Annotated in this window: 22 protein-coding genes; 6 read left to right on the top strand and 16 right to left on the bottom strand. The window is 67.0% G+C overall.

Going from position 1 to position 25,463, the window contains the following annotated elements:
* From ABIB35_RS16655 to ABIB35_RS16670, 4 genes are all read right to left on the bottom strand, one after another.
* On the bottom strand, positions 1-1,278 hold the full coding sequence (locus ABIB35_RS16655) for an amidohydrolase (protein WP_354182842.1): 1,278 nt from the start codon (positions 1,276-1,278) through the stop codon (positions 1-3).
* A gap of 77 nt (positions 1,279-1,355) precedes the next feature.
* Positions 1,356-2,096 carry a hypothetical protein gene (locus ABIB35_RS16660; RefSeq protein ID WP_354182843.1) on the bottom strand — a complete coding sequence of 247 codons (741 nt, stop codon included), beginning with the start codon at positions 2,094-2,096 and terminating at the stop codon, positions 1,356-1,358.
* A gap of 53 nt (positions 2,097-2,149) precedes the next feature.
* Positions 2,150-2,899 (bottom strand): DUF5058 family protein, encoded by a 750-nt coding sequence (locus ABIB35_RS16665; protein WP_354182844.1) that lies wholly within the window; start codon positions 2,897-2,899, stop codon positions 2,150-2,152.
* The gene (locus ABIB35_RS16670) at positions 2,896-4,197 is read right to left on the bottom strand and encodes a M20 family metallo-hydrolase (RefSeq protein ID WP_354182845.1); all 1,302 of its coding nucleotides are present in this window, start codon (positions 4,195-4,197) and stop codon (positions 2,896-2,898) included. Before ABIB35_RS16670 ends, ABIB35_RS16665 begins: the two co-directional genes overlap by 4 nt.
* A gap of 336 nt (positions 4,198-4,533) precedes the next feature.
* Here ABIB35_RS16670 and ABIB35_RS16675 point away from each other — a divergent pair, with 336 nt between their 5' ends.
* Positions 4,534-5,541 carry a LacI family DNA-binding transcriptional regulator gene (locus ABIB35_RS16675; protein WP_354182888.1) on the top strand — a complete coding sequence of 336 codons (1,008 nt, stop codon included), beginning with the start codon at positions 4,534-4,536 and terminating at the stop codon, positions 5,539-5,541.
* Positions 5,542-5,744: 203 nt separating this feature from the next.
* Here the strand turns inward: ABIB35_RS16675 and ABIB35_RS16680 are convergent, their stop codons facing one another.
* The 12 genes from ABIB35_RS16680 to ABIB35_RS16735 all read right to left on the bottom strand — a co-directional run bounded on the left by ABIB35_RS16680 (position 5,745) and on the right by ABIB35_RS16735 (position 19,037).
* On the bottom strand, positions 5,745-7,208 hold the full coding sequence (locus tag ABIB35_RS16680) for a dihydroorotase (RefSeq protein WP_354182846.1): 1,464 nt from the start codon (positions 7,206-7,208) through the stop codon (positions 5,745-5,747).
* Positions 7,209-7,253: 45 nt separating this feature from the next.
* Positions 7,254-8,714, bottom strand: a complete 1,461-nt coding sequence (locus ABIB35_RS16685) for an MmgE/PrpD family protein (protein ID WP_354182847.1) — start codon at positions 8,712-8,714, stop codon at positions 7,254-7,256.
* Positions 8,711-9,523: a cyclase family protein gene (locus tag ABIB35_RS16690; protein ID WP_354182848.1), complete on the bottom strand. Its 813-nt coding sequence runs from the start codon at positions 9,521-9,523 to the stop codon at positions 8,711-8,713. Before ABIB35_RS16690 ends, ABIB35_RS16685 begins: the two co-directional genes overlap by 4 nt.
* Positions 9,520-10,740, bottom strand: a complete 1,221-nt coding sequence (locus ABIB35_RS16695; RefSeq protein ID WP_354182849.1) for a CaiB/BaiF CoA transferase family protein — start codon at positions 10,738-10,740, stop codon at positions 9,520-9,522. The genes ABIB35_RS16690 and ABIB35_RS16695 overlap by 4 nt, the downstream gene beginning before the upstream one ends.
* Before the next feature lie 65 nt (positions 10,741-10,805).
* On the bottom strand, positions 10,806-12,194 hold the full coding sequence (locus ABIB35_RS16700) for an FAD-dependent oxidoreductase (protein WP_354182850.1): 1,389 nt from the start codon (positions 12,192-12,194) through the stop codon (positions 10,806-10,808).
* Positions 12,191-13,609, bottom strand: coding sequence for an MmgE/PrpD family protein (locus ABIB35_RS16705; RefSeq protein ID WP_354182851.1), 1,419 nt, complete (start codon positions 13,607-13,609; stop codon positions 12,191-12,193). Before ABIB35_RS16705 ends, ABIB35_RS16700 begins: the two co-directional genes overlap by 4 nt.
* A complete protein-coding gene (locus ABIB35_RS16710) occupies positions 13,606-14,274 on the bottom strand; it encodes a hypothetical protein (RefSeq protein WP_354182852.1) in 669 nt (222 codons plus the stop codon). The genes ABIB35_RS16705 and ABIB35_RS16710 overlap by 4 nt, the downstream gene beginning before the upstream one ends.
* A gap of 42 nt (positions 14,275-14,316) precedes the next feature.
* Complete coding sequence (locus tag ABIB35_RS16715) at positions 14,317-15,021, bottom strand: ABC transporter ATP-binding protein (RefSeq protein WP_502915824.1); 705 nt, start codon at positions 15,019-15,021, stop codon at positions 14,317-14,319.
* A complete protein-coding gene (locus ABIB35_RS16720) occupies positions 15,018-15,737 on the bottom strand; it encodes an ABC transporter ATP-binding protein (protein WP_354182853.1) in 720 nt (239 codons plus the stop codon). The genes ABIB35_RS16715 and ABIB35_RS16720 overlap by 4 nt, the downstream gene beginning before the upstream one ends.
* The gene (locus tag ABIB35_RS16725) at positions 15,734-16,786 is read right to left on the bottom strand and encodes a branched-chain amino acid ABC transporter permease (protein WP_354182854.1); all 1,053 of its coding nucleotides are present in this window, start codon (positions 16,784-16,786) and stop codon (positions 15,734-15,736) included. Before ABIB35_RS16725 ends, ABIB35_RS16720 begins: the two co-directional genes overlap by 4 nt.
* Entirely contained in the window at positions 16,783-17,787 is a 1,005-nt protein-coding gene (locus ABIB35_RS16730) for a branched-chain amino acid ABC transporter permease (protein WP_354182855.1), read from the bottom strand. Before ABIB35_RS16730 ends, ABIB35_RS16725 begins: the two co-directional genes overlap by 4 nt.
* 17 nt (positions 17,788-17,804) lie before the next feature.
* Complete coding sequence (locus tag ABIB35_RS16735) at positions 17,805-19,037, bottom strand: ABC transporter substrate-binding protein (RefSeq protein ID WP_354182856.1); 1,233 nt, start codon at positions 19,035-19,037, stop codon at positions 17,805-17,807.
* Between the two features lie 229 nt (positions 19,038-19,266).
* On the opposite strand from ABIB35_RS16735, the gene ABIB35_RS16740 reads away from it, so the two are divergent.
* From ABIB35_RS16740 to ABIB35_RS16760, 5 genes are all read left to right on the top strand, one after another.
* Entirely contained in the window at positions 19,267-20,058 is a 792-nt protein-coding gene (locus ABIB35_RS16740) for an IclR family transcriptional regulator (RefSeq protein WP_354182857.1), read from the top strand.
* A gap of 8 nt (positions 20,059-20,066) precedes the next feature.
* Entirely contained in the window at positions 20,067-20,975 is a 909-nt protein-coding gene (locus tag ABIB35_RS16745; RefSeq protein WP_354182858.1) for an HpcH/HpaI aldolase/citrate lyase family protein, read from the top strand.
* Between the two features lie 111 nt (positions 20,976-21,086).
* Positions 21,087-21,845 (top strand): LamB/YcsF family protein, encoded by a 759-nt coding sequence (locus ABIB35_RS16750; RefSeq protein WP_354182859.1) that lies wholly within the window; start codon positions 21,087-21,089, stop codon positions 21,843-21,845.
* Positions 21,842-23,701 carry a 5-oxoprolinase subunit B/C family protein gene (locus ABIB35_RS16755; RefSeq protein ID WP_354182860.1) on the top strand — a complete coding sequence of 620 codons (1,860 nt, stop codon included), beginning with the start codon at positions 21,842-21,844 and terminating at the stop codon, positions 23,699-23,701. The genes ABIB35_RS16750 and ABIB35_RS16755 overlap by 4 nt, the downstream gene beginning before the upstream one ends.
* Complete coding sequence (locus tag ABIB35_RS16760; protein WP_354182861.1) at positions 23,698-25,443, top strand: acetyl/propionyl/methylcrotonyl-CoA carboxylase subunit alpha; 1,746 nt, start codon at positions 23,698-23,700, stop codon at positions 25,441-25,443. The genes ABIB35_RS16755 and ABIB35_RS16760 overlap by 4 nt, the downstream gene beginning before the upstream one ends.
* Positions 25,444-25,463: the final 20 nt, after the last annotated feature.

Consider the following 25,463-nt stretch of genomic DNA (forward strand, 5'->3'; position numbering starts at 1 on the left):
TCAGTCCCGTCCTGCCACGGCCAGCCGGGTCCCGATGGCCGCGAGCGCCGCGGCAAGGCCGGTGCCCAGGGTCGGTTCCAGCTCCGGAGCGAACTCCGGGGAGTGGTTTCCGGCCACCGGCTCACCGGCGTCGATCCTTGCGGCGCTGGTGGAGCCGAACATCCAGTATACGGAGGGCACCCCAATGGCCTCCGCCAGCAGGCCGAAGTCCTCACTGCCCATCACCGGCGGAACCACACTGACGTGCTCCTCCCCCAGCACCGCGCGCAGCTGGACCAGCACCTCCGCGGTGGCATCGGGATCGTTGTAGCAGCGGGGGAAGCTGGAGATTTCCTGGATCACCGGCTCCGGGGCGTTGGAGGCCGCGGCCTCCGCCGCAATGATCCGCCGCAGGGCGCCCAGCACCTGCTCCCGGATGGCCGGTTCAAAGGTGCGCACGTTGACGGTGAATTCCGCGCTGCCGGGAATAATGTTCTCCTTCAGCCCGCCGTGGAAGGTGCCGATGGTGATGACGGCGGAGTCCCGCGCCGGCACCTCCCGCGAGAGGATGGTCTGGATCCGGACAATCATGTGCGCGCCCAGCACAATCGGATCAATGGACTTCTCCGGCTGCGAGCCGTGTGCCTGCTTGCCGATCACGGTGATCTTCCAGGAGTCGGCCATGGCCATGGCCGTGCCGCTGCTGATTTCCAGCCCGCCGGCCACACCGGGCCACACGTGCTGGCCGTAGATCACCTCGGGTTTGGGCGCCTTCTCCCACAGCCCGTCCGCAACCATGGCCTGTGCACCGGCTGCGGTTTCCTCGCCGGGCTGGAAAATGAACACCACGGTTCCGGCCCATGCATCGGTGCTGCGGGCCAGCAGTTCGGCGCTGGCCAGGGCCACCGACATGTGGGTGTCATGGCCGCAGCCGTGCATCACCGGCACCGCGGTGCCGTCCTCCAGCGTGCCGGTGGCGGTGCTGGCAAAGTCCAGGCCGGTGCTCTCCGCGATCGGGAGCCCGTCAGTGTCCGCGCGGAAGCCCACCACGGGTCCGGCACCGTTGCGCAGGACGCCGACGACGCCGGTTCCGCCGCAGGTGAAGGCCTCCAGTCCCAGCTCCTGCAGGCGCTGCAGCAGAAACGCTGCGGTGCCGGTTTCCTGCATCGACAGTTCCGGATGGGCGTGCAGGTAGCGGTAGGTTTCGTGCAGCTTCTGCTGGTCGGCGGCGGTGTAGCCGAAGTCGGCCAGGATGCCGGTAGCTGCGTTGGCGTTGTCAGAGGAGATGGATGTGTTCATGATGCGGGCCTTTCGTGGTGCGGGGTTTCTGCCTGGGGTTTCTGAAGGTCTTGCGGGGAAACAGGGAACGGCGGTGTTCAGTTGACGAGTTCGGCGGGTGCAGCAGCGGCGGAGCGGCCGCGGACAAACCAGGCCAGGACGGCGGTGACCACCACGGTGATGCCGGTGCCGAGTTTAGCCAGCGCCGGAACCATGGGCACCAGCACAAAGACCACCAGCAGCGCCACCGCCACGGCCACCAGCGTGATGCGCGGCTGCCTGGCGGAGACCACCAGCTGCACCAGCACGGCGCCGATGATGGACGGGAAGATGTAGAGCCGGGCCACGTCCATGATCTCCACCGGAATCAGGGTCAGCAGCCAGGTGCCCAGCAGGCCCACAAAGACCAGCATGGACACCACGTGGACCATGGCGGCGCCGCAGATGGCCATCAGGGCGGAAAAGTCACCCTTCTTGGTGCCGGCCTTGGCGCCGATGGTTGCCTGCGCCACCAGTGCCGAGGGCAGCAGCTTGTTGGCAATGTTGCCGATCATGAACGCCTGGTACATGGCGGCCGGGCCCAGCACCGGGTAATAGGTGATGGGTTCAACGAACCAGAGCACAAAGAACGCCGCGCCGACGGCCAGCGCGGCGGTCCAGACCATGCTGCCGGTGACACCCAGGTCGGCAAAGAACACAAGGTAGAACGGTCCCGCAAGGGAGAGCAGCAGGGCTGCGAGCATGGTCAGCTGTCCCCAGCGGGACGTGGTCCGGTCAAAGTGGGCCAGGGCCGCGGTGCGTCCGGCGTCCACTGCCGGTGATGCTGCTGGTGAAGTCATCGGGAGCTCCTTAGTTCAATGAGTCGGGACGGTTCAGTGAGTGGGGACGCGGGTTAGGCGGCGATGCCGGAGGTGTGGGCCATGTAGGCGATGACCAGGCCCAGGACAATGGAAATTCCGAGCCCCCATTCCCGCAGCCACGCTGCCTGCAGCTTCCTGGCCAGGAACAGGCACATGCCCATGACCGCAGCCGAGGCCACGACGGTCAGCACATGGACGCCGCTCTTGGGCAGCTCGGCAACGCCGAGGCTGGCAAAGGCGCCCAACAGGGCGGCGGTGGGAATGATGGCCATCAGCGCCGGGTTCACATCGCGCAGCTTGCTGTCTCCGCGCTTGAGCAGCGGGGTGAAGATCAGGCAGCAGACCATCCACATGGCACCGGAGAGGCTCATGGCGGTGAATGCCACGGCGTACACGGTCTGGGTATAGCCCGCTCCGCCCAGGACGGCGTCCATGGTGCCCGCGGCGATGGATGCGGAGGCGGTCTCGGTGGCCGCGGAGCCCACCAGGCCAATGCGGGTCAGCACCGCGGGTGTGCCGAAGAGGGACAGCAGGGCAATGCTCACCAGCACCACGGCCAGCGACGGACCAATGGCGGCCACGGCTCCTGCCCGGAACGAGGTTTTCAGTTCCGCCGGTGAAATATCAGCGGCCGGGCCGGCCTTGGTGGCGGCCTTGATATAGATCAGGCTCTGAATGATGACGACGGCAAACACGGCCAGGGCGAACACCCAGAGAATGGGCGTGTTCGCCACCTCGATGATGTTGGTGGAGCTGCCGTCGCGGGGCAGGATGGGGCTCATGGGGTGCTCCTTTGGATCGCGTGGGGGCGGACGGAAAAGTGATGGGAGTCCAGCCGGACCAGGGTGTCTGCCAGGACCCGGACGCCGGCGGCAATCTGGTCGGTGGCGGTGAATTCCTCCGGGCAGTGGCTCTTGCCGCCGGCGGAGGGAACAAAGATCATGCCCATGGGGGCCAGCGCGGCCATGTGCACCGCATCGTGGGTGGCGCCGCTGGGGATCGGCATCCAGTCGATGCCGGCCGCCGAGGCGGCCTCACCGGCAAGGTCCTGGACGCTGTCCGAGGCGCGGACCACCGCGTTGTCCGTGGACCAGCTCAGGTCCGCTTCGACGTCGTACTCCGCGGCCCGGGCGGCAATCTCCGCCGCGAGCCGGCGGCGGGTGCCCCAGAGCCAGGACTCATCGATGCTGCGCACCTCCCCGTACAGGCGGACCAGGGAGGGCACCACGTTGGGCGAGCGGGAGGCATTTTCCAGCCGGGTCACCGTGGCGACGCCGTGCTCCGGTGCTCCACAGCCCTCCGATCGAATGGCCAGCACCGCTTCCGCGGCGGCCACCATGGCGTCCCGGCGGTCGTCCATCGGACGGGTGCCGGCGTGGTCGGGGGTGCCGGTGAAGCTGGCAACCAGGCGTTCAATGCCCGTGATGGCGGTGACGATGCCGATCGGCAGCCCGCGGGCCTCCAGAGTGGGGCCCTGCTCAATGTGCAGCTCAAGGTAGGCGTGCGGGCGCCGGCGTCCCGTCCATCCGCCGAAGCCCAGCAGGGTGGACGGATCCACGCCGAAGTCCGTGTAGGCGGCGGCCAGGGTCCGGCCGGAGTAGTCGGTGCGCGCCAGGTCCGCTTTGGTGAGCTCCCCCGCCAGGGCGCGGCTGCCCAGGCAGCTGAGGCCAAAGGGGTTGGATTCTTCGCCGAGAAAGTCCACCACCAGCAGGTCACGTGCCAGGACAGTGCCGGATTCGCGCAGCAGCTGCACGGCGGCGAGGGCGCCCAGCACGCCGACGACGCCGTCAAACCTCCCGCCGCCGTCCACCGTGTCGGTGTGCGAACCGGTGACCAGCGGCGGAGCTGCCGGGTTGCGTCCCGGAAGCCGTCCGATGAGGTTTCCCGCCTCGTCCCGGCGGACCTCCAGCCCGGCGGCCTTCATCTGGTCCGCCACCCACTGGCGCGAATCGCGGTAGGACTCGCTGAAGACCTCACGGGTGAATCCCTGGCGGCCGGCGGTCCGGAAGACGGCCAGCCCGGAAAGGGCGGATTCGAGCCGGCCGGTGATTCCCGCGGCGTCGGACAGCAGAACAGACAATGGTTCTCCTCCAAAATGCAATCGATTGCACACAGCCGTGCACAAAAGGCCCGGTTCCGGGAACGGTTCCTTGTTTCCCGGGGCGGGCTTGGGCACTACCCTCACACAGCAGGGCGGGGGCCGTCTAGGGTATGCGGAATAAGCACAGATTGTTTCTTCGCGAACAATGCCGGACGTAAATTCTTTAATTCGATTGTGTAAATTCGTCGGGGCACGGAAAAATAGTGGCCTACACTGGCTCATCCGTTGGGTTTTCGAAACTGCCGCCGGTTCCCGCACCCATGAAAGGTCCGCCCCATCTGCGCTGATCGCCCCAGACCGCTTCGCCCCGCCACGCTGGAGGATGTTGCCCGGGTGGCCGGGGTCCATGCCTCCACCGCTTCCCGGTCACTGGCGGAACGTCCTGTGCGGATCAGTTCAGCCACCGTCGCCCGGGTCAGGGAGGCTGCCCGGTCCCTGGGCTACCAGCGGGACACCGCCGCAGCGGCGCTGCGCACCGGCAACTCCCGGCTGATCGGCGTGCTGGTGCACCGACTGACGGATCTGGCCCTGTCCACCATGTACGGCGGAGTGGACGCCGCAGCCGCCGCAGCCGGTTACAGCGCAGTGGTCGCCAACGGGCTGGACAATCCAGCTGTTCGGCGCCAGCGGCTGGATGCGCTGCTGGCGCGGCGTATTGACGGTGTGGTCCTGGCCGATGCGCGCCTGGATGACACCTTGGCCGGGCATCTGCAGGAACTTGGCGTTCCCTATGTCCTGGCCATGCGAACCTTGCCCGGCCATCTGAGCGTCAGCACCGATGATCTGGAGGGCGGGCGCCTGGCGGCACGGCATCTGCTGGAGTTGGGCCACCGCCGCGTAGCGGTGGCAGCGGGGGATCCGCTGGCCAGCACCGGACGGGACCGCACCGCCGGATTCCGGGAGGTTTTCGCAGCCGCAGGGGTGCCCATCGCGGAGGACCAGGTGGCCGCCACCGGCTTTGGAGTGGCAGCCGGGCATCGGGCCGGGGATCTGCTCGCCCGGCTGGACCGGGCGCCGTCGGCGGTCTTTGCAGTGGATGACCTCACCGCTGTGGGTGTCATTGGCGCCCTGCGGGACGCTGGCAGAACCGTGGGATCCGACGTCGCGCTGGTGGGGTACAACGACGTCGAGCTGGCAGCTGATCTGCCGGTGCCGCTGACCTCGGTGCGCTCCGACCGGGAACGGATGGGCCGGCTCGCGCTGGAGCTGCTGCTGGACCGGATCGCCGGGCGGGACGTTGCCTCGGTCCTGCTGCCTCCGGTCCTGGTGCCGCGTGCGTCAACCCTCCGCTCCGGTCCCGTGGCCGGCAGGTCCCTCCCCTAAACAACGACGGCGAAGCCGCGACCGGGCTCCGCCGTCGTCGTTATTCTGTTGTCCGCGGTCGTCGCCATTTTCCTGCCGTTTTGGGCATTCCCCTCCGGTTTGGGAATTCCCTGCCGTTCCGCAGTGGCAGCAGAATCCCAAACCGGTCGAATGTGCCCAAAATGGAGGAAATCCGGGCTCTTTCCCCGCCCTCCCCCGCCGGCCTAGTTGCCGGAGCGCTTCACATACTTGCCCCGGGGTGCACCCACCATTTCGCCGTCGCCGAAGACCTGGGCACCGCGCAGGTAGGTGTCGGTGACCGCCGCGGTGAGCTCGAAGCCCTCAAACGGGGTGTAGTCCTGCGTGGAGAGGGAATCCTCGGCACGGACCGTGTACTGCACGTCGTCGTCCACCAGGCAGAAGTCCGCGTCGTATCCAACGGCCAGATCGCCCTTGCCCGGCATGCCGTACCGGTCGGCCGGATTCTTTGCCACCAGCTCGGCAATCCGGTTGTAGGACAGTCCGCGCTTGCGGCCCTCGGAGATCAGGCCGGGCAGCAGGTACTCCGCGCCGCCAAAGCCGGACTTGGCCAGGAACACGTCGTCGCGGGGATCACCGAACTTGGTTTCGTCCTTGCAGCAGGCGTGATCTGAGGTCACCCATGAGAAGTTGCCGGCCAGCAGGTGCGCCCACAGCGCCTCCACGTCCTCCGGCGAGCGCAGCGGCGGATTGACCTTGCCGCCCAAATTGGCGGTGTTGAAGTCGGCCAGCAGATGACCCACCGTCACCTCGCGCCGGAAATTGATGTGCGGGAAGGTTTCCTGCATCATCATGGCCGCCTCGATGGCTTTGCGGGAGGACAGGTGGAGCAGGTTGATGTTGGGCAGTTCCGTTTCATACGCCAGGTAGGAGGCAATGGTGATGGCCAGCCCCTCGGAGTGCGGCGGCCGGGAGGCGCTGTAGGCCTCCAGCCCCTTCAGCTCGCCCTCGGCTTCCACCAGCTTGGTGTAGGCCCGCATGATCTCAGCGGTTTCGCAGTGCAGGGACAGGGAAATCTGGTCCGCGATGTCCGCGTACTTCGGATCCCGCCGGGCCTTTTCGATGGCACGCATAACAAATTCAAAGTGCGCGTAGTCGTAGGAATCCTCCGGCGGAATCATAAGGAACTTGCCCTGGTCGTTGGAGCTGCCGTGCAGGCCGTGGATGCCGTAGAACATAAAGATCTTGAAGGACGGCACGCCCATGTCCAGCAGGTCCGGGATCTCCTCGATGTGCTCCTTGAGGATGGGCGCCACGTGGAAGCCGTAATCGATGTAGGCCCGGCCGTCCGCGGCTTCCAGGATCTCCGGGAAGATCTCCTTGTAGGGGCCGGATTTGTTCAGGTAGTAGGCGCCGGTGCGGATGTAGGTGATGCCGCTGGTGACCCCGCCCTGGGCACTGGCACGGCTCTCACTTTCGGTGTCCTCTCCCAGCTCGTTGTAGATGCCCCAGTGCTGGTGCACGTCCACAACGCCCGGGAACAGGTGCTTGCCGCCGCCGTCAACCACTTCGGCTGCACTGGCTTCGTCAATGTTCGGCTCGATGGCGGCAAACTTGCCGTCCTTGATCGCGAGGTCCAGGGCTTCGGCGCCGTTGCCGCCGGGCCGGACAACCCGGACGTTCTTTACCAAAAGGTCATAGTTGCTCATGGTTTCCTCTTTCTACTGTGGGGGTAAGTCAGTTGGTGCGCAGAGTCAGTTGGTGTGCAGGTCCGTGAGTCCGCCGGCATCTGCCGCGGTCAGGTCTTGGAAGAGAACCGCCAGGTCCTGGCAGTCCGGGAGGGTGCGGCAGGTTTCGCGCAGCCGCTCCCGGGCGGCCGGCGGCAGGGTGCGCCGGGCATTGTCCTCAAACTTGCGGCCCAGATCCTCAAATCCGAGCGGCCGCTGCGGACCGCCCCGGGTGGTGAGGACCTTCTCCGTCACGGTCCGGCCGTCGGTCAGCCGCGCGGTGAGCACGGCCGGGAACTGCAGGGGGAAGATGGCGGTGCATTCCTCATCGGCCACCACGTTCACCCGGGCCATGATGGAACGGCGAAGCTCGTCCTGGGCCAGCTCGTCCGTGTAATCGTCCAAGCCCACTTCCAGCCCGCCGCCGCCCAGCAGCCCGGCGGCCACCGCATACGGGCCGGAGAACTGCGCCATGTATCCGGTCTCCGGTTTCTGCTTCACATCCAGCGGTTCCCCGATGGTGCGCAGGTTCGGCGCCGGAACCCCCAAGGTGATGGACTCGACGTCGTTGGGCCGGATGCCGGCACGGCGCAGGGCAGCCGCGGCGTCCACAGCGGCGTGGGTGAAGTGGTTGGCCGGATAGGGCTTGAAGAAGATGTCCTGCACCTGCCAGCGGTCTCCCAGCCCGTCGGTGATTTCCGCCGGGTTGAACTGGCCGTGCAGCCAGGCCTGGAAGAAGCCAAACCGCCCTTCGAGCACGGTGGGCGGGCCGGTGAGCCCGTAGCGGACCAGCTCCACCGCGTTCACGGCCGAATGGGCAGCCCAGCCGCAGTGGATCCGCTTGACCGTTCCGCCCGTGCGGTTGGACTCGATGATGCCCGAGGCCATGGACGCCGCCACTCCCAGCGCGTCGGTGACCCACTGGGCCTTGCCATGCAGGGACGCAACGCCCGCGGCGGCACCCATCGCCCCGCAAATGGAGGTGGCATGCTGGCCGTGCTCAAAGAAAGTGGAGTTCTTCGCCTCGGTGTCATAACCGGCCATGCCCAGCCGGACACAGATCTCCAGCCCGACGGCGATCGCGGCGATGGTCTCCCTACCATCCTTCCCGGCCGCCTGCGCCGCGGCCAGCACGGCAGGAATGACACTGGCGCTGGGGTGCAGCACGGAGGGCAGATGGGTGTCGTCGTAGTCCAGGGAGTGGGCCAGCACACCGTTCACAAAGGCTGCCTGCCCGGCCGGCAGCAGGTCGGTGACGCCGACGGCGGAGGCCGCCGGGGTGCCGCCCTGGTCAACGGCCCAGCGGCGCGCGGCCCGGCTGGTGTCCAGCGGTGCCGCGGCCGCGGCGATGCCCAGGATGTCCAGCACGCGTGACTTGACGCTCTCAATGACCTCCGCCGGCAGGTCCTCGTACCGGACGCCGGCGGCAAAGTCTCCCAATTGCTGGGCGAGGGTCCGCTCTACGGTCGCCGGTGCGGCGGCGCTCATGCGGACACCAGTGCCAGCGGACGGACCGGTGAACCGGTGGCCCCGAAGATGTTCAGCGGCACCAGCACAAAGGTGAATTCAAAGATCTGCCGTTCGGCCAGCTCCTCCAGGTCTAAGGCTTCGATGATGTAGATCCCGTTTTCCACCAGAAACACCCGGTGAGCGGGCAGCGACGTGTGCCCGCCGCCCGGCGCAAGCCGTTCAAAAGCGATGGAGTCGGCTCCGGCGGCGTGGATCCGCTGTTCGGCCAGCCACTGGGCGGCGGCCTCGCTGATGCCCGGCACCCCGGATTGAGCTCCGACGTAGGCGGCACCTTCGCTGAATCTCCGGCCCCAGCCGGAGCGGATCAGCACCACATCCCCCTCGTGCAGGTCCACGTGCTGGGCTGCCAGGCAGCCCTGCAGGTCGGCGACCGTGATTTCGTACCCGCCCTCGAGCACCTCGCGGCCCAGGTATCCGGCGGCGTCAAGGAGCACGCCGCGGCGGACCATCGGCTCGATGGTATGTACGCCGTGCTCCACGTACTTACCGCCTAGGCAGGACTGGCCTGCATCGGCTCCGCCAAAGAGCAAGCCGTCCTGGCTGACGTGGGCGAGCGCATCAATGTGGGTGCCCACATGGGTTCCGGTGCTGATCATGTCATTGGCGGCGCTGCCGCCGTCGGCCCGGACCATGTCTCCGTGCCGGCGGGGCAGAGTGTGCCAAAACTGGGGATGGTTGGGAGACTGCGGCATGCCGACGCGCAGCTGCCGCCCCAAATCCACGGACGTGATGCCGTTCTGAACCGCATCCAGCAGTACATCGCTCATTTGATAACTTCGCTTTCCCTCAAGGTCCGGACGTCCTCGTCCGTGTAGCCGATTTCGTTCAGGATCTCCGCGGTGTCCTGTCCCAGTCCGCGGCCGGTGAACCGGATCTGTCCGGGACTCTTACTGAGCCGGAACATCACGTTGTGCTGCAGCACCGGACCGAGATCCGGATCCTCAACCTCAAGCAGCATCTGTGTTTCGCGGATGTGCGGGTCCTCCACAACATCCCGGGCGTCATACACGGCGGCTACGGCGGCACCCGCTGCGGAAAAGGCTGCCAGCACATCGTCGCGGCTGCGGTCCGCGATCCAGCTGCCCACGTACGCGTCCAGCTCCTCCACATGTTCCACCCGGGTGTTGCCGGCGGCGAACCAGGGCTCGGCGATGACTTCGGGGTGGCCCACCAGCTCCATCACCCGCTCGGCGATTCGCTGCGCACTGGTGGACACCGCCACCCACTTGCCGTCCTTGGTCAGGTAGGTGTTGCGCGGCGCATTGTTGGTGGACTGGTTGCCGTGGCGCTGCCCGATCTGACCCAGCTGCTGATACACGGTGGGGCTGGGACCCACCGCCGTCATGATCGGTTCCAGGATGCTCATATCCACCGTTTGCCCCTCCCCCGTGGTGTCCCGGTGACGCAGGGCCATCAGCACGGCGGAGGACGCCGCGATTCCGCAGATGCTGTCCGCCAGACCGAAGGCCGGCAGGGTGGGCGGTCCGTCGGCTGGACCGGTCAGGTGCGCAAAGCCGCTCATGGCTTCAGCCAGGGTGCCGAACCCGGGCTGGTCCTTGTAGGGGCCGGTCTGGCCGAAACCGGTCAGGCGCACCAGAACCAGCCCGGGGTTCAGCTCGCTGAGGACCTCCGGTCCCAGTCCCCAGCGCTCCAGGGTTCCGGGGCGAAAGTTCTCCACAACAACGTCGGCGGTGGCGGCGAGCCGCTGGAACACCTCGGCTCCCTCAGGCGTGCTCAGGCTCAGGCCCAGCGTGCGCTTGTTCCGGGAGATCTCCTTCCACCAGATGGAAACCCCGTCCTTACTTTCGCCGTGGCCGCGCATGCTGTCGCCCATGGTGGGGTGCTCGATCTTGATGACCTCGGCACCAAAGTCGCCCAGCATCTGGCAGCAGAGCGGTCCGGCCAGGATGGTGGACACGTCCAGGACCCGCAGACCCTCGAGGGGGCCGGTTCCGGTGCCCGTTGGTGGTGCTTGCTCGCTCACGTTCTCTCGTTCCGTTCTTGATGTTGTTTCAGTTTCCGGGACCGCCGCATCCGTTGGCATGCCCGTCATAGCGGTGCCGGGAGTGACACGGCGCCGGCAACGTGTTCGGCTGCCAGCAGGGCAAGGCCCAGTGCCGGCAGCAGCCCGTTGCCGGCCAGGTAGCCGCCGGCGCCGTGGCCGGAGATGCCGTTGGCCGCGCCGCCGGAGGCATACAGGCCCGTAATGGCGGTGCCGTCGGCTTTCAGCACGCGGGCGTTGCCGTCCACGCGGAGCCCGCCCTGGGTGTGGAAGAGTGCGGGCTGCACGGCGATCGCGCCGATTTTCCCGGCCAGCGGCGCCTCCCAGAAGGTTCGTCCGTGACTGTCCACGGCTTCCCCTGCGGCAATCCGCTGCGTGTGGTCCACGGTTTGCTGCAGCCCCTCGGCGCTGATGCCGGTGGCGGCGGCCAGGGCCTCGGCGTCGTCCGCCCACTTCAGCGCACCCGATTCGACGGTTGCCCGGAAATCGGAGAAACTCTCGCAGGCCGCAAAGATCCGCTGGTCCAGCACTATCCAGGCCTCGCCGTTGGCGTGCTTCAGTGTTTCCAGCGCGTATTCGGAATAGCCCACGGTCTCGTTGCCGAAGCGCTGCCCGTCACGGTTCACCAGGAATCCTCCGTGCATTACGGTTGCCCAGCCCGCCAGTGTTGCCGACGCCGAGGCCAGCGCGGCGTGGCCTTGATAGGCGTCCAGATAGGCTGTGGCCGCGCCCAGCCCGGTGCCGATGCGCAGCGCGTCCCCGCGGGATTCCTCGCTGCCGTAGTACTGGGCGCCGGCGATCTCCGGAAGGTGTTCACGCACCAGTTCGCGGTTGTTGCCGAAACCGTTGGTTGCCAGCAGCACCGCCTTTGCCGGGATCTCCTCGGTCCCGTCGGGGGTGGAGACGACGACGCCGGTGACCTCCCCATCCGCAGTGGTCACGTCCATCAGCCGGGCAGGAGCGTAGAAATCAATGAGCGGTTCAGCGGCAACCTTTTCCCAGACGGCGTCCAGCAGGGCCGTGCCGATTCGGCCGGGAACGGTATGGCAGCGGTGGGTGCTGTGGCCGGGGTAGGAGAAATCCGTCACCAGGGTCAGCGGCAGCTTGAGGTCATCGGCCATCCATTCGACCAGCCGGGCGCTGACACCGGCCAGGGCCTCCGCCAGCACCGGATCGGCACGGCCCTTGGTTTTAGCCATGATGTCGGCAACAAAGGCTTCCGGGGAGTCTTCCACTCCGGCCTCGGACTGCCAGCGGGAGCCGGCGCCCGGAATCATGGCCGTGGACATGGCGGTGTTGTTGCCGCGGCGGAAATGTTCATTGGCTTCAATCACCAGGACCGACAAACCCAGCTGGGCCGCGCGCAGGGCGGCGATCAGGCCGCCGCCGGCTCCGGCCACCACCAGGTCCGGTCCTTCGAAAGTTTCTTCGCTCATAGTTCTTGTCCTTCCATCCGAATCACTTCAGTCAAGGTGTTCAGGGCCGCTGCGGTGTCCGGTTCATCGGCCAGGCTGTGAACGGCACGGTCCAGGCGCCCGGCCGGACCGGCACCGATCAGGCCGGCAAGTTTGGTCCGGATGCCGTCGCGGTCCAGCGGGTGATAGTCGACGTCGCCGCGGGGGTTGGGCGCTTCCGCTGCGGCAACGGTGCCGTCGGTGTAGCGGATCTCCAGCCGTGTGCGGCGCTGGCCGGGCAGCAGCAGGTCATACTCCGGTGAAGCTTTCACCGTGACCTTGCTGCTAAGGCGCCGGGCGGCGTCGAAAGTGGAACCGTGCGGCTCCATTGAGGCCGGGGGAATCTCTCCCTGCAGCAATGCGTTGGCCACCACAAAGGGGAAGGAGAACATGGCGGAGAGCCGGTTGGTTGCCGCCACCGCGAAGAGCGGAGCAGCCAGGGAATGCGTCACGACCCGGATTTCGGCCACCTCGGCCGGATCGAAGGGCTGCGGGCGCAGCTCCAAAGCCAGATCCACGGCACCGTGCGTGTAGGAACAGGAGGAGTGCAGCTTGGCGTACCCCTGGGTCAGCAGCCAGTCCCGGCCCAGTCCGCGGGTCAGTTCGGCCGGGTCCAGGGCTCCAACCAGGGTGCCCAGCGTTGCCGCGGCGGCACCGTTGTTTCCGGCCAGACCGGCGGCGGCAAGCCGGGCGGCATTGAGGCCGGCCAGGTTGGCGCCGGCAGCCCAGAGGTTACGGGTGAACTGCCCGTCCAAAACCATGGCCCAGGGCGCGGCCTGCACCAGCCCGGCCGCGGCGTCGATCGCGGCAGCTACCCGGGCGGCCGGCAGTCCCCGGATCAGGGCGGCGGCGCAGGCGGCACCGGTGGCGCCCCAGTGGCCGTGGGTGTGCCAGAGCGGGTTGCGGCTCAGGGACCGGCCAAAGCGGGCCGCAACCTCATAGCCGGCAGCAACGGCGGTGAGGAACTCCCGGCCGGTGACCGGGCGGGGCGCCAGCTGGACAGCGGCCATCGCGGCGAATACCACGTGCACAGCGGGATGGCCCTGGGCGTGCTTGTTGCCTTCGTCGAGTTCCAGTTCGCAGGCGGCAACCGCATTCAGGAACGCCGCGGTTTCCGGGCTGGTGGACAGCGGCGTGCCCAGCACCGGGCTGGAGCCGGGACCGGCCTGCCAGGCGGCGGCCAGCGCCTGCATCTCCGGGGTGCCGCCGCCGGCCGCCGCCACACCCCAAAGGTCCGTCAGCATCAGTGCCAGACGGTCCCGGACGGCCTGCGGCAGGGACTCGTAACTCAGGCCGACGGCGAAGGCTGCGAGCTCCTCAACGGCGCCCACCACTGCTGCCGGGGCAACGCTGGAAGCCGGGGCGATGGGCCCCTCCGTCCGGAATGCCGCCGTCATGCGGGCACCGCGCCGGAAAAGCCGTTCCGATGACTGTCCAGCAGCCCGGCCAGGCGCAGGGCCAGGGCGGTGGGATCCACCAGCACCGGTCCATCGCTCCGGGGCCCGATCAGGTTCACGGCAGAACACGCATTCAGCACGTACTCGGCGGACATGGTTTCCAGCGCGGTGTCCACTGCCCCGGACCACGCGGCGTCGTCGGCCACATCCGCCAGCGACAGGCCCAGCACGGTCACCGGTTCGTGCAGAGGGCCGGTGCCGTAGGTGGAGAGCTTGCGTTCCAGTTCTGCGGCAATAGCCCCGTTGCGGGCCACGGCGCCAATGCCGGCTCCGGTGGCCGCCAGGAATCCGGCGGCCAGGCGCAGCAGGCCCAGGACCGGACGCTGCTGGGGCAAGGAACCGGGCCCCACTCCCGGATCGAGGACGCAGTCCGGCAGGAACGCGTCGACGTCCTGCACGTCTGCGGCGGCGAACCAGGCCGTCACGGCGGCTTCGGAGGCGGCAATGTCGTCGTCGTTCTCCAGCGCGCTGGGAACCGCCGGACCGGTGCCCAGGTTGTGCAGCCGGACGCTGATGTTGGCCGGTACCAGCCGGTTGTACCGCTGCTGGCGGCGGGCCAGTTCGTCGTCAGAGACGGCGATGGGGGTCACTGCAAGGATGCGCAAGGGTGTTCTTCCTTTCGAGGTGCCGGGCGGAGTGCGGTGCGGTTACATGCCGAGGTAGGCCTTGCGCACCTCGGCACTGTCCGCCAACTCGGCTCCGGTGCCTTCCAGCACGATGGCACCGCTTTCCATCACGTAGGCACGGTCGGAGATCGCCAGGGCCTGAGAAGCGTTCTGCTCGACAATCAGCACGGTGACGCCGGTTTCGCGGATCTGCTTGATCGCATCCAGCACCTGGGCAACCAGATTCGGGGCAAGGCCAATCGACGGTTCGTCCAGGGTCAGGCAGGCAGGCCGGGCCATCAGTGCCCGGCCGATGGCGAGCATCTGCTGCTGGCCGCCGGACATGGTGTCGGCCCGCTGTGCGCGGCGGTCCTTGAGGATGGGAAACAGGTCAAAGACCTGCTCCAGCGAGGAGCTGATGCTGTTCTTGGGCTGGGTATAGGCGCCCATAGTCAGGTTTTCGAATACCTGCAGGCTCCCGAAGAGGGCACGGTCCTGGGAAACATGCACCAGTCCGGAGCGCACCAGCCGGTCCGCCCGCACGTTGTGCACGGGTTCGCCCTTGAATTTGATGCTGCCCTTGGACGCCGTGATCAGCCCGGCGATGGCCCGCAGCGTGGTGGTCTTGCCGGCACCGTTGGCTCCGATGATGGAGACAATTTCGCCTTCGTTCACGTTCAGGGTCAGGTCGTGGAGGATTTCCAGCCGCCGGTACCCGGCACAGACTGCGTCGAGTTCCAGGATCATGAGTAGTCCTCTCCCAGGTATGCGTCGATGACAAGTTGGTTGGAGATGACGTCCTCGGGCAGGCCCAGGGCCAGCTGCCGGCCCTCGTGCATGACCAGCAGCCGTTCGGACAGGGCCATGACTGCAGCCATGATGTGTTCGACGAACATCACCGTGACGCCGTCGGCATGGATGCTGCGCAGCAGTTCGATAATGGGTGCCCGTTCGGTGGGCACCAGTCCGGCCAGCACCTCGTCCAGCAGGATCATCCGCGGCTCAAGGGCCAGTGCCCGGGCAAGCTCCAGCCGTTTGAGTCCCGCCGTGGGCAGGGTTCCGGACATGGAATACATGTACGATTCCAGGCCCACGCGCTCCACCACGGCGGCGGCGTGCTCGCGCGCCTTGTGCGGGGAACGGAACAACACGTGCGAGGCAACGGTGACGTTCTCCAGGACCGTCATGCTTTCGAACGGACGCATCAGCTGGAAGGTCCGCACCAGTCCCGCGGAGGCAACCTTGTCCGCGGACCAGCCGGTGATGTCCACGCCGTCAAACATCATCCGGCCGGAGGAGGGCGGAAGCTGGCCCGAGAGCACGGAGAACAGCGTGGTCTTTCCGGCGCCGTTGGGGCCGATGATGCCGAAGAACTCGTGCTCGGGGATCTCAAGCGTGGTTTCGCCCAGCGCCTTGAGGCCACCGAATGATTTGGACACGCCGTCCAAAGTCAGGAGGCTCATTTGCGCATCCTTTCGCGGATGGTTCCATAGATGCCCTTGGGCAGGAAGATGACGATGACGATGAGCAGGACCGCGTACACGGCCACGTCCAGGCCGCTGGTGCCCTGCAGGAACTCCAGGAACTCCGGCGGGTTCCGCAGCAGATGCGCGATGACCTCCGAGAGCGGTCCCACCACGACCGCTCCGATCAGCGGACCCCAGATCGTCCCCACGCCGCCGATGACGGCAGGAATGATCGCATCGGTGGACACATGGATGCCGAAGGCCTGATCCGGTCCCACAAAAAGGTAGTACTGGCTGTAGTAGGCACCGGCGACGGCGGTGATTGCGCAGCTCATGGCAACCGTGATGAGCCGGTATTTCATGACCTTGATGCCCAGGGATTCCGCCGCCGTCGCGTCGTCCCGGATGGCCTGGGTAAACTGCCCGGCCCGGGAGTGCGTGAAGTAGATGGTGGCGGCCATCGCCAGGGCGAGGATGACCAGCGGAATCCAGAAGTAAAGCTTGGAGTCCTGGTCAAACTGCATCATGGCCCAGGATTCCTCCGGGAGCAGCGGCAGGTTGATCCCATCCGTCTTGTTCAGGAATTCCAGGTTCTGGCTCAGCAGGTAGAACATCTGCGCGAACGCGAAGGTTGCCAGGGCAAAGTAGGAGCCGGCCAGCTTGTAGCGCAGGCAGAAGTAGGCGATGGTCAGTCCGACGCCGGCGGAGAGCACGGCGCCGATGATCATCGACAGCCACGGCGAGACGCCGAATTCGCTGAGCAGGAACGCGTCGGTGTACGCGCCGACGCCAAAGAACACGGCATGGCCGAAGCTGAACATGCCGCCGTAGCCGCTCATCAGGTTCCAGCCCACGGCCATGATCGCGAAGATCAGCGTCCGCACGGCCACCGGGGCGGCGGATTCGGGCAGGATGTAGGGCACGAAGAACAGCAGCGCGAAGATGGCCAGCAGGAAGAGGTACTGGCGCTTGGCGCCTCCCGCCGTCCGCAGGAGAGGCTTGGGCGCCTGCGGCGCGGCGGGCAGGGTGGCGTCGGTGGTCGTCATTGTTTGGCTCCGAACAGTCCCTGGGGACGCAGAAAGAGAATAAGGACGAAGATCCCGAACACGAGCAGGAGGGATCCGCTGCCCGGCAGGTACAGGGACCCCACGGTCTGCAGGACTCCGATGAACAGGCCGCCCACCAGGGCTCCAGGGATACTGCCGAGTCCGCCGAGGACCACAATGACGAAGGCCAGGGTGGTGAACTGTTCGCCTGCCGTTGGCACGAGCGTGGTGAACGGAGTGATGAGTCCGCCGGCGACGGCAACCGAAGCAGCCCCGAGGCCGAAGGTCAGCGCGTAGACACGGTTCACATTCACGCCAACGAGGGCTGCTCCCGTTCCGTTGGCTGCCACGGCGCGGATCGCCAGGCCCATTGAGGTCTTGCGCAGCACCAGCGTCAGCCCGGCCGCAACAACCACGGCACCGAGGAAAGCGATAATGCGCTGGGTGTCGGCCAGGGCGCCGAGGATCTGGACGCTGCCGCTGATGGGGGCGTCCACGTTCTTGGGCCGTCCGCCGAAGATCATCAGCAGCACGTTCACGATCAGCAGCGACAATCCCAGTGTTACGAGCAGGGGTCGGTCATGGCTCGCATCGCTCGTCAGCCGGTTCAGCAGCACTGACTGCACCAGCCAGCCAAAACCGAACAGCAGCGGGATGGTCAGCACCACGGCAAGGTAGAGATTCAGGCCCATGCTGCTCTGCAGCACGTACACCAGGTACATGGAAAGGGTCAGCATGGCGCCCTGGGCAAAATTGACGATACCCAGGACTCCGAAGATCAGGGTCAGGCCGAGGGAAACGAGTGCGTAGACGCCGCCGAGCAGCAGTCCCGATACCAGGTACTGGGTGACCAGGGCTGGTTCCCGGTCCCCCAGCAGGTAGATAAGGACCAGCCCGACTGCGGCGATGCCTCCGATGGTTACGGCAATCCGGGTGCCGCCCGCGGTTAGCGGGCTGGTGCGTTTGGCGGCCGGAACCGCCGGTGCTTCTGTGGTGGTCATGGGGGTCTACCTAGGGTTTAGTTGCCGGAGCCGGTCGGGAAGACCAGGTCCGCGGTGGCGAACTCCTGCGGGAATACCTGCTCCACGGCACCGTTGAGAACCTGCATAACGATCACGGTGGCGTTCTTGTTTTGGCCGTTCTCGTCGAATTCCAGGGGGCCGTCGAAGGCCAGCAGCGGATCATCCAGGCTCAGCCCGGCGATCGCGTCGCGGAGGGCCTCGGGATCATCCGATCCGCTCGCCTCGAGTCCTTCCGCAATGACTTCCACTGCCTGGTAGGAGAGCATGGACGCCGTCTCCATCGGCTTGCCGTGCTTCGCCTCGAAGCGCTTGCGGATATCTGCGGCGCGGTCACTCGTGGCGCTGTAGTGGTAGTTGGCGCTGAGCACTTCGGCGCCCGCGTCTCCGGCGGCGGCCGGGAAGGAGGTATCGTCAAAAGCTCCGCTGGCGATCCCGAATACTGCCTTGGTGTCATTGGTCATTGAGCCGAGGGCCTTGGCCACCAGCAGGTTGTCGGGGTAGTACCCGGTGACGACGACGATGTCGGGGTTCGTGGCCAGTGCCTCGCTGACCTGAGTGGTTGCATCGGAGAAGTTGCTGCCCGAGTAGGTAATCTCCTTGGTCACCGTAATGCCCTGTTTCTCGGCCTCCTGCTTGAACGCGCCAAAGACGCTGTCGCCGAAAGCACCTTCAATGTGGATGTAGGCGGCACTGTCAATGGGTTCGCCGGTTTCCTTCCCCATGGCTGCCAGGGCCTGGGCGCCCGACTGGCCCATGCTGCTGGCGTCAGGCTGGATGCGGAAGGTGTTCTTGTAACCCTGCTGCAGGATCTTGTCGTCCACGGCAACGTCAATGACAAAGGGAACCTTGGAGCGTTCGGCGACGGATGCAACATTCTGGGTGACGTCGGACTGATAAGTCCCTACCAGGGCCACGGCACCCTCACTGATCAAGCGCTGAGCTTCACTCTGGCCAATTTGGGCCTGCCCCTGACTGTCACCGTCACTGAGTTCCAGCTGGGCTCCGTTCAGGGACTCGATGCCTCCGGCCGCGTTGATGTCCTCCACCGCCAGCTTGGCGCCGTCGTTCATCAGCCCGCCCACACCGGCGAGGCTGCCGCTGAGCGGATGCACGGAACCGATCATCACGGTGTCAACTGATTCGGCGCCGCCTGAGGTCTCCGACGAGCAGGCCGTCAACCCAACGAGGCTCACCGCAAGCACTGCTGCGGATAGGGCTTTTCTGTTCATGGTGGGTATTTCCCTTCATAAGCACTGAGCGAGGGCATTCCGCTGAGAGGAACAGTCAGAGACTGCGGTGTTCCGGCTGGCGGACCCTCATGGTGAAGATCCATGGAGCTTTCGACCCATTGTGCACGGATGTGACCTGGATTACTAGCAGTTCATCAAAAATTAACACGCCTGTATCATTCCGCTTAGCGGAACGGTGGGGTATCGTAGCGTTCCGGAGAGGATCATCATGACGTTGAAGAACGCCGCAGGAAAAAACACCGCAGATCAGCCACCCACCACTGGCGGAACAGAGGCGGCGGACCGTGTTGCCGATGTGCTGCTGCTGTTCAGTAGGTCCGGGGGCGCGCTGGGAGTGTCAGAAATTGCCCGCACCCTGGAGCTGAGCAAGGCCGTGGTGCATCGCATCCTGCAATCCCTGAGCTCGCGGGGGCTCCTGACCACCATGGATGCATCCGCCAGCTACGTGCTGGGTCCGGCGGCGATCGGTATGGGAAACAAGGCCTGGAGCCAACTCGATTTCCGCACCTTGGCCGCCCCGGTGCTGCGGCGGCTGCGCGATGACACCCGGGAGACCACCACCCTGTCGGTGCTCACCAACCATTCGCGGATGTATCTGGACCAGTTCGAGAGCCCGCAGGAAATCAAGATGGTGGTGGACATCGGCGCCAGCCACCCGCTGCACTCCGGCGCCTCCAGCCGGGCCATCATTGCCTTCCTGCCCGAGGCCTACATCGATGAAGCCGTTGCCGCGCTCAGGAAGTCGAAGCCCGACTGCCGGGAAGAAGACTATGCGGCGCTGCTGGAAACGGTGCGCCGGAACGGATACGCAACGTCCTTCAACGAACGGGGCATCGGCGCAGCCTCGATCGCCGCACCTTTTTTTGACCGGGCCGGCAACGTCCTGGGATCCATCAGTTCCTGCGGACCGATTTTCCGGTTCAATGCCGCGGACACCGAAGGGCACGCGGCCAAAGTTGTGGCTGCCGCCCGCGAAATATCCGACCTGCTTGCCCGATAGGAGCCACCATGCGCCGCAGCCCGTCATTTCTCCCCCGGTCCTTCCTCTACGTTCCGGGGAACAAGCCGGAACTTTTCGCCAAGGCTGCGGCGGGCGAGGCTGACGCCGTCATTCTCGATCTCGAAGATGCCGTTCCCCTGGACCGGAGGGAGGAGGCACGGGCAGCGGTTCGAACCTGGCTGCTGGGCGACGCCGAGCGTCGGGCCGCGTCATCGGATTCCGGCCCCGTGAGGCAACAGGCGGCCCGGCAACAGCAATGGGTGCGCCTTGCCCCGGAGAGCCTGGCCGCCGATCTCCGGGCCATCGCAGAGCCGGGCCTGGATGGAATCTTTCTGGCAAAGTGCAGCAGGGCCGTGCTGCGGGATGCCGCAGCAATCGTTGCCGGCCTCGAAGCCGAAGGGCGGCTGGCACCTGGCCGGATACAGATCATCGGACTGATCGAGGATGCTGCATCCCTCCTCGATATCGAGGCCCTGGCTGCCTCCGGCACTCTGACGACACTGGCCATCGGCGAGGTCGACCTCATGGCTGACCTGAGGATGGCCCGCGGCGCCTCCACCGAACCGGCCCTGGATTCGATCCGCACCAGTATTGTCATTGCCTGTGCCGCCGCAGGACTTAGCGCTCCGGTGGCACCCACTTCCACTGCCATCCGCGATCTGGATGCCTTCGAAGCCTCAGCCCGCAAGCTTCACGACCTCGGTTTCCGGTCCCGCACCGCAGTCCATCCTTCGCAGGTCCCCGTGATCAACCGGGCATTCACCCCCAATACCGCCGCCGTTGCCGCAGCCAGGGAGGTTCTGGTCGGCTTTGACGGCGGCGGCGGAGGCGTCACCGTGGATGCCAGCGGCCGCATGATCGATGCGGCCGTGATCCGCTCCGCCAGGGAAACGGTCAGCCGGGCGTCGGAGTTCTGATCCTCAATTTCCTGGCGGCCTGTCGCAACATCGACACGGATTGTTGAACAATCTGACGTGATCGCGCACACTGTAGGGACACCATTCCCGAAATAGGCACGGAGGCCCGCCATGCCGGTGATTGATCTGAACAGCGACGTTGGAGAGTCCTTCGGCAACTGGACCATGGGCGATGACGCCGCCGTCTTCGAATCCGTATCCAGTGCCAATGTGGCCTGCGGTTTCCACGCCGGAGACCCCTCCACCATCGCGCAGACCTGCCGCGACGCCGTCGCCGCCGGCGTGACCATTGGGGCGCACGTTGGCTACCGCGATCTGGCCGGATTCGGCCGCCGCTTCCTGGACTGCTCCTACACCGAGCTGTTCGACGACATCCTCTACCAGCTCGGCGCGCTGCAGGCCCTGGCCCGCGCGGCCGGCGCCGAGATCAAATACGTCAAACCGCACGGCGCCCTCTACAACACGATCGTGCACCACGAGGTCCATGCCCAGGCCGTGGTCGACGCCGTCGCCGCGTTCGACAAGTCCCTGCCTGTCCTGCTGCTGCCCGGCGCCGTCGCGCTGGACAAGGCCGTCGACGCCGGTCTGCGCGGTGTCGCCGAAGCCTTCGCCGACCGCAACTACAACCCCGACGGCACCCTGGTTTCGCGGCGCGAACCCAACGCCGTCATCCACGACACGGATCAGGTCACCGCCAACATGGTCCGCCTCGCCACCGAAGGCATCATCACCGCGGTGGACGGCACCGACATTCCGATGGACGCCGCCTCCATCTGCGTCCACGGCGACACTCCGGGCGCCGTGGCGATGGCCCGCGCGGTCCGCGCCGGCCTGGAAAACGCCGGCGTGTCCATCCAGAGCTTCGTATGAGTGACTCCCCCGTCCGGGGCGTCCGGCCCGCCGGTACCCGCGCATTGCTGGTGGAGCTGGGCTCACTCGCCGATGTCACCGCGCTCCACGCGCAGCTCAAGGCCCATCCGCTGTCCGGGCAGATTGATGTCCTCGCAGCTGCCTGCACTGTTCTGGTCCGGTTCGCCGGCCGGCGCGAGACGGTGGCCGCAGCCGGGCTCATCGAGGCCCTGGACCTGACGCATGCCGAGGCTCCGGACGCTCGGACGGTCACCATTGACACGGTGTACGACGGCGGTGACCTGGCCGAGGTTGCCCGCCTCACCGGCCTCTCCGAGGACGCGGTCATCACCGCGCACACCGGCACGCCCTGGCTGGGCGGATTCGGTGGCTTCGCCCCCGGCTTCACCTACCTCACCGGCGGCGATCCGGTCCTGAACGTCCCCCGCCGCAACAGCCCGCGCACAGCCGTGCCCGCGGGATCCGTGGCCCTGGCCGGAGAATACTCTGCCGTCTATCCCCGCGAATCTCCCGGGGGCTGGCAGCTGATCGGCCGCACCAACGCCCCCATGTGGGATCTCTCCCGCGAAGACCCGGCCCTCATCCGCCCCGGCGACAAGGTCATCTTCCACCCCATCCGCGAACTCATCACCCCCACAACACTTCAGGCCGAGAACTCCGGAGCGGATACCAAGGCGACCGACCCGCAGCGAACAAGAGGTGCCGCGGGGATGGGGAGTCTCGTGAGTCCCGCATCAACGACCGAGGAACGAGGGAGTTGCCCTAGGGACGATGAGACTTCCCATCCCAGCCCACGCAACCACACGTTCCTGGAGATCAAAGCCCCAGGCCTCCAATCCCTGATCCAGGACCTCGGCCGCCCCGGCTATGCAGACCTAGGCGTCTCCGCCGCCGGCGCCGCCGATACCCGCTCCGCCCGGCAGGCCAACCGGCTGGCCGGCAACCCGGCTGGCGCGGCGGTCATCGAGAACCTGTTCGGCGGCCTGGAACTGACCGTGCGCGGCGGCGATGCCGTGCTGGCCCTCTCCGGCGCCGAGCTGCCCGCTGCCGTTGTCTCCCCGGACGGCGCCGTGGACAGCTCCAGGCAGGGCTCCGGCGACGGCGGGCGCGACCGCCCGGCACCGCTGAATACGCCCTTTGCCCTGCTGGATGGGGAAACCCTGATCCTCGGCATGCCCTACCGCGGCGTGCGTTCTTACCTGGCGGTCCGGGGCGGCATCGACGTTGCTCCGGTCCTGGGCAGCCGCAGCAGCGATTCGATGAGCGGCATCGGCCCGGCACCGCTGCAGACCGGAGACCGGCTGCCGATCGGTGCGGTTCCCGCCGCATCCTCAGTTGTCCCTGTCGGGGTTCTCCCCGTTGGCGCTCCGGAACCGTCCCCCCTGCCGGACGGCACCGGGCCGGGCATGCTCGGCACCGGAACAGAACCGGCCCAGCTGCGCATCACCGCCGGACCGCGGCAGGACTGGTTCGGTCCCGGTGCCGCAGCCGCTCTGACGGCCCATAACTGGTGCACCACCAGTGAATCCAACCGGATCGGCGTCCGGTTGGACACCGACACACAGGATCCGGATGCACATCCGCTGGAACGCACCAGAGACGGCGAACTGCCCAGCGAAGGCGTGGTGGCCGGCTCGCTGCAGGTTCCCCCGTCGGGCCTGCCCGTCCTGTTCCTGGCCGACCATCCGGTGACCGGCGGCTATCCGGTGATCGCCGCCGTCGTGCCCCAGGACGTGCCCGTGGCCGCCCAGCTGCCGCCCGGCCACCCCGTCCGCTTTGTTTTTGTGAACCCCGACACCCTGGCACCGCTCTCCCCCGAGGCGGCCGCCGGATTGTTTCCGGAAGGAACCCCATGAAGAAGGTCCTGATTGCCAACCGCGGCGAAATTGCCGTGCGCGTGGCCCGTGCCTGCGCTGATGCCGGCATCGCCTCGGCCGCCGTGTACTCGGATCCCGACGCCGATGCCCTCCACGTGCGCCTGGCCGATGAGGCCTTTCCGCTGCACGGTGCCGCCGGGGCGGACACCTACCTGAACATTCCCAAGCTGATCGAGGCAGCGCAGCTCGCCGGGGCCGACGCCGTCCACCCCGGCTACGGCTTCCTGTCCGAGAACGCCGACTTTGCGCAGGCGGTGATCGACGCCGGCTTGACCTGGATTGGCCCCGCACCGCAGGCCATCCGCGATCTGGGCAACAAGGTCACCGCCCGCGAAATCGCTGTCCGGGCGGGTGCGCCGCTGGTGCCCGGCACCGAGGGCCCGGCCGAAAGCGCCGAGCAGGTCCGCGCGTTCGCCGAGGAACACGGGCTGCCCGTGGCGATCAAGGCTGCCTTTGGCGGTGGTGGACGCGGCATGAAAATTGCCCGCCGGATGGAGGATGTGGAGGACGCCTTCGAGTCCGCCGTCCGCGAGGCAGTGTCCGCGTTTGGCCGGGGCGAGTGCTTCGCCGAACGGTTCCTGGACCGCCCCCGGCACGTCGAGGCGCAGGTGCTGGCCGATACGCACGGCAACGTTGTTGTGGTGGGCACCCGCGACTGCTCGCTGCAGCGCCGCAACCAGAAGCTGGTGGAGGAAGCTCCCGCGCCGTTCCTGACCGATGAGCAGCGGAAAACCATCCATGCCTCGGCCAAGGCCATCTGCCGCGAAGCTGGCTACACCGGCGCCGGAACCGTGGAATACCTGGTCTCACCGGACGGGCTGATCAGTTTCCTGGAGGTCAACACCCGGCTGCAGGTGGAGCATCCGGTCACCGAGGAGACCACCGGCGTGGACCTGGTCCGCGAGCAGTTCCGCATTGCCGACGGCCTGCCCCTCTCCATTACGGAGGATCCGGTGCCGCACGGGCATGCCATCGAGTTCCGGCTCAACGCCGAGGATCCGGCCCGCGGGTTCCTGCCCGGCCCCGGCCCGGTGGAAGCCTTCGAACCGCCCACCGGTCCCGGCATCCGGATGGACTCCGGCGTGCGTTCCGGGTCCGTGGTGCCCAGCGAATACGACTCCCTGATGGCCAAGCTGATCATCTGGGGCGAGGACCGGCCGCAGGCGCTGCGCCGTGCCCGGGCCGCCCTGGATGAGCTGGTGATCCGCGGGCTGCCCACCGTGATTCCGTTCCACCGGGCCGTGGTCCGCAGCGAGGCGTTCACCCGCAACGATCAGCTCGGCGTGTACACCACGTGGATCGAGTCCGAGTTCGCTGAACCGCTGGCTGCCTCCCCCGAGATCGCTGCCGCCATGCCCGACGCTGAGCGTGAAACCATCACCATCGACGTGGACGGCCGCGCCGTGGCCGTAGGCGTTCCTTCCGCGCTGCTCAACGCGCTGCGCTCCGGCGGCGGCGCTGGCCCGGCTGCCGGAGCCGCCGCGGCCGACGACGGCTCAGACTCCGCTGCCGCGCTTGCCTCCCCGATGTCCGGGAACCTGGTGAAGTGGGTGGCCGACGACGGCGCGCAGCTGGCCGAGGGTGATCCCGTGGCCGTGCTGGAAGCCATGAAAATGGAAACCACCGTCCGCGCCCACCGCGCCGGAGTGTTCGCCAGGTCCGCGCTCGAACCGGGCGCCGCCGTCGGCCGCGGGGACGCCCTGGGCCGGATCGGCTCCTAAATCTTCCGGGGTGCCGGCCG

It is taken from the genome of Arthrobacter sp. UYP6 (assembly GCF_040547315.1).
In the GTDB taxonomy this organism is placed as follows: domain Bacteria; phylum Actinomycetota; class Actinomycetes; order Actinomycetales; family Micrococcaceae; genus Arthrobacter_B.

What these genes read in the sequence shown, in the direction of transcription:
- ABIB35_RS16740 (WP_354182857.1), top strand. Translation starts at nt 19,267, where the DNA reads ATGACGTTGAAGAACGCCGCAGGAAAAAACACCGCAGATCAGCCACCC.
- ABIB35_RS16680 (WP_354182846.1), bottom strand. Translation starts at nt 7,208, where the DNA reads ATGAGCAACTATGACCTTTTGGTAAAGAACGTCCGGGTTGTCCGGCCC.
- ABIB35_RS16760 (WP_354182861.1), top strand. Translation starts at nt 23,698, where the DNA reads ATGAAGAAGGTCCTGATTGCCAACCGCGGCGAAATTGCCGTGCGCGTG.
- ABIB35_RS16665 (WP_354182844.1), bottom strand. Translation starts at nt 2,899, where the DNA reads ATGAGCCCCATCCTGCCCCGCGACGGCAGCTCCACCAACATCATCGAG.
- ABIB35_RS16720 (WP_354182853.1), bottom strand. Translation starts at nt 15,737, where the DNA reads ATGAGCCTCCTGACTTTGGACGGCGTGTCCAAATCATTCGGTGGCCTC.
- ABIB35_RS16660 (WP_354182843.1), bottom strand. Translation starts at nt 2,096, where the DNA reads ATGACTTCACCAGCAGCATCACCGGCAGTGGACGCCGGACGCACCGCG.
- ABIB35_RS16690 (WP_354182848.1), bottom strand. Translation starts at nt 9,523, where the DNA reads ATGAGCGATGTACTGCTGGATGCGGTTCAGAACGGCATCACGTCCGTG.
- ABIB35_RS16685 (WP_354182847.1), bottom strand. Translation starts at nt 8,714, where the DNA reads ATGAGCGCCGCCGCACCGGCGACCGTAGAGCGGACCCTCGCCCAGCAA.
- ABIB35_RS16715 (WP_502915824.1), bottom strand. Translation starts at nt 15,021, where the DNA reads ATGATCCTGGAACTCGACGCAGTCTGTGCCGGGTACCGGCGGCTGGAA.
- ABIB35_RS16755 (WP_354182860.1), top strand. Translation starts at nt 21,842, where the DNA reads ATGAGTGACTCCCCCGTCCGGGGCGTCCGGCCCGCCGGTACCCGCGCA.
- ABIB35_RS16705 (WP_354182851.1), bottom strand. Translation starts at nt 13,609, where the DNA reads ATGACGGCGGCATTCCGGACGGAGGGGCCCATCGCCCCGGCTTCCAGC.
- ABIB35_RS16735 (WP_354182856.1), bottom strand. Translation starts at nt 19,037, where the DNA reads ATGAACAGAAAAGCCCTATCCGCAGCAGTGCTTGCGGTGAGCCTCGTT.
- ABIB35_RS16750 (WP_354182859.1), top strand. Translation starts at nt 21,087, where the DNA reads ATGCCGGTGATTGATCTGAACAGCGACGTTGGAGAGTCCTTCGGCAAC.
- ABIB35_RS16745 (WP_354182858.1), top strand. Translation starts at nt 20,067, where the DNA reads ATGCGCCGCAGCCCGTCATTTCTCCCCCGGTCCTTCCTCTACGTTCCG.
- ABIB35_RS16725 (WP_354182854.1), bottom strand. Translation starts at nt 16,786, where the DNA reads ATGACGACCACCGACGCCACCCTGCCCGCCGCGCCGCAGGCGCCCAAG.
- ABIB35_RS16655 (WP_354182842.1), bottom strand. Translation starts at nt 1,278, where the DNA reads ATGAACACATCCATCTCCTCTGACAACGCCAACGCAGCTACCGGCATC.
- ABIB35_RS16700 (WP_354182850.1), bottom strand. Translation starts at nt 12,194, where the DNA reads ATGAGCGAAGAAACTTTCGAAGGACCGGACCTGGTGGTGGCCGGAGCC.
- ABIB35_RS16730 (WP_354182855.1), bottom strand. Translation starts at nt 17,787, where the DNA reads ATGACCACCACAGAAGCACCGGCGGTTCCGGCCGCCAAACGCACCAGC.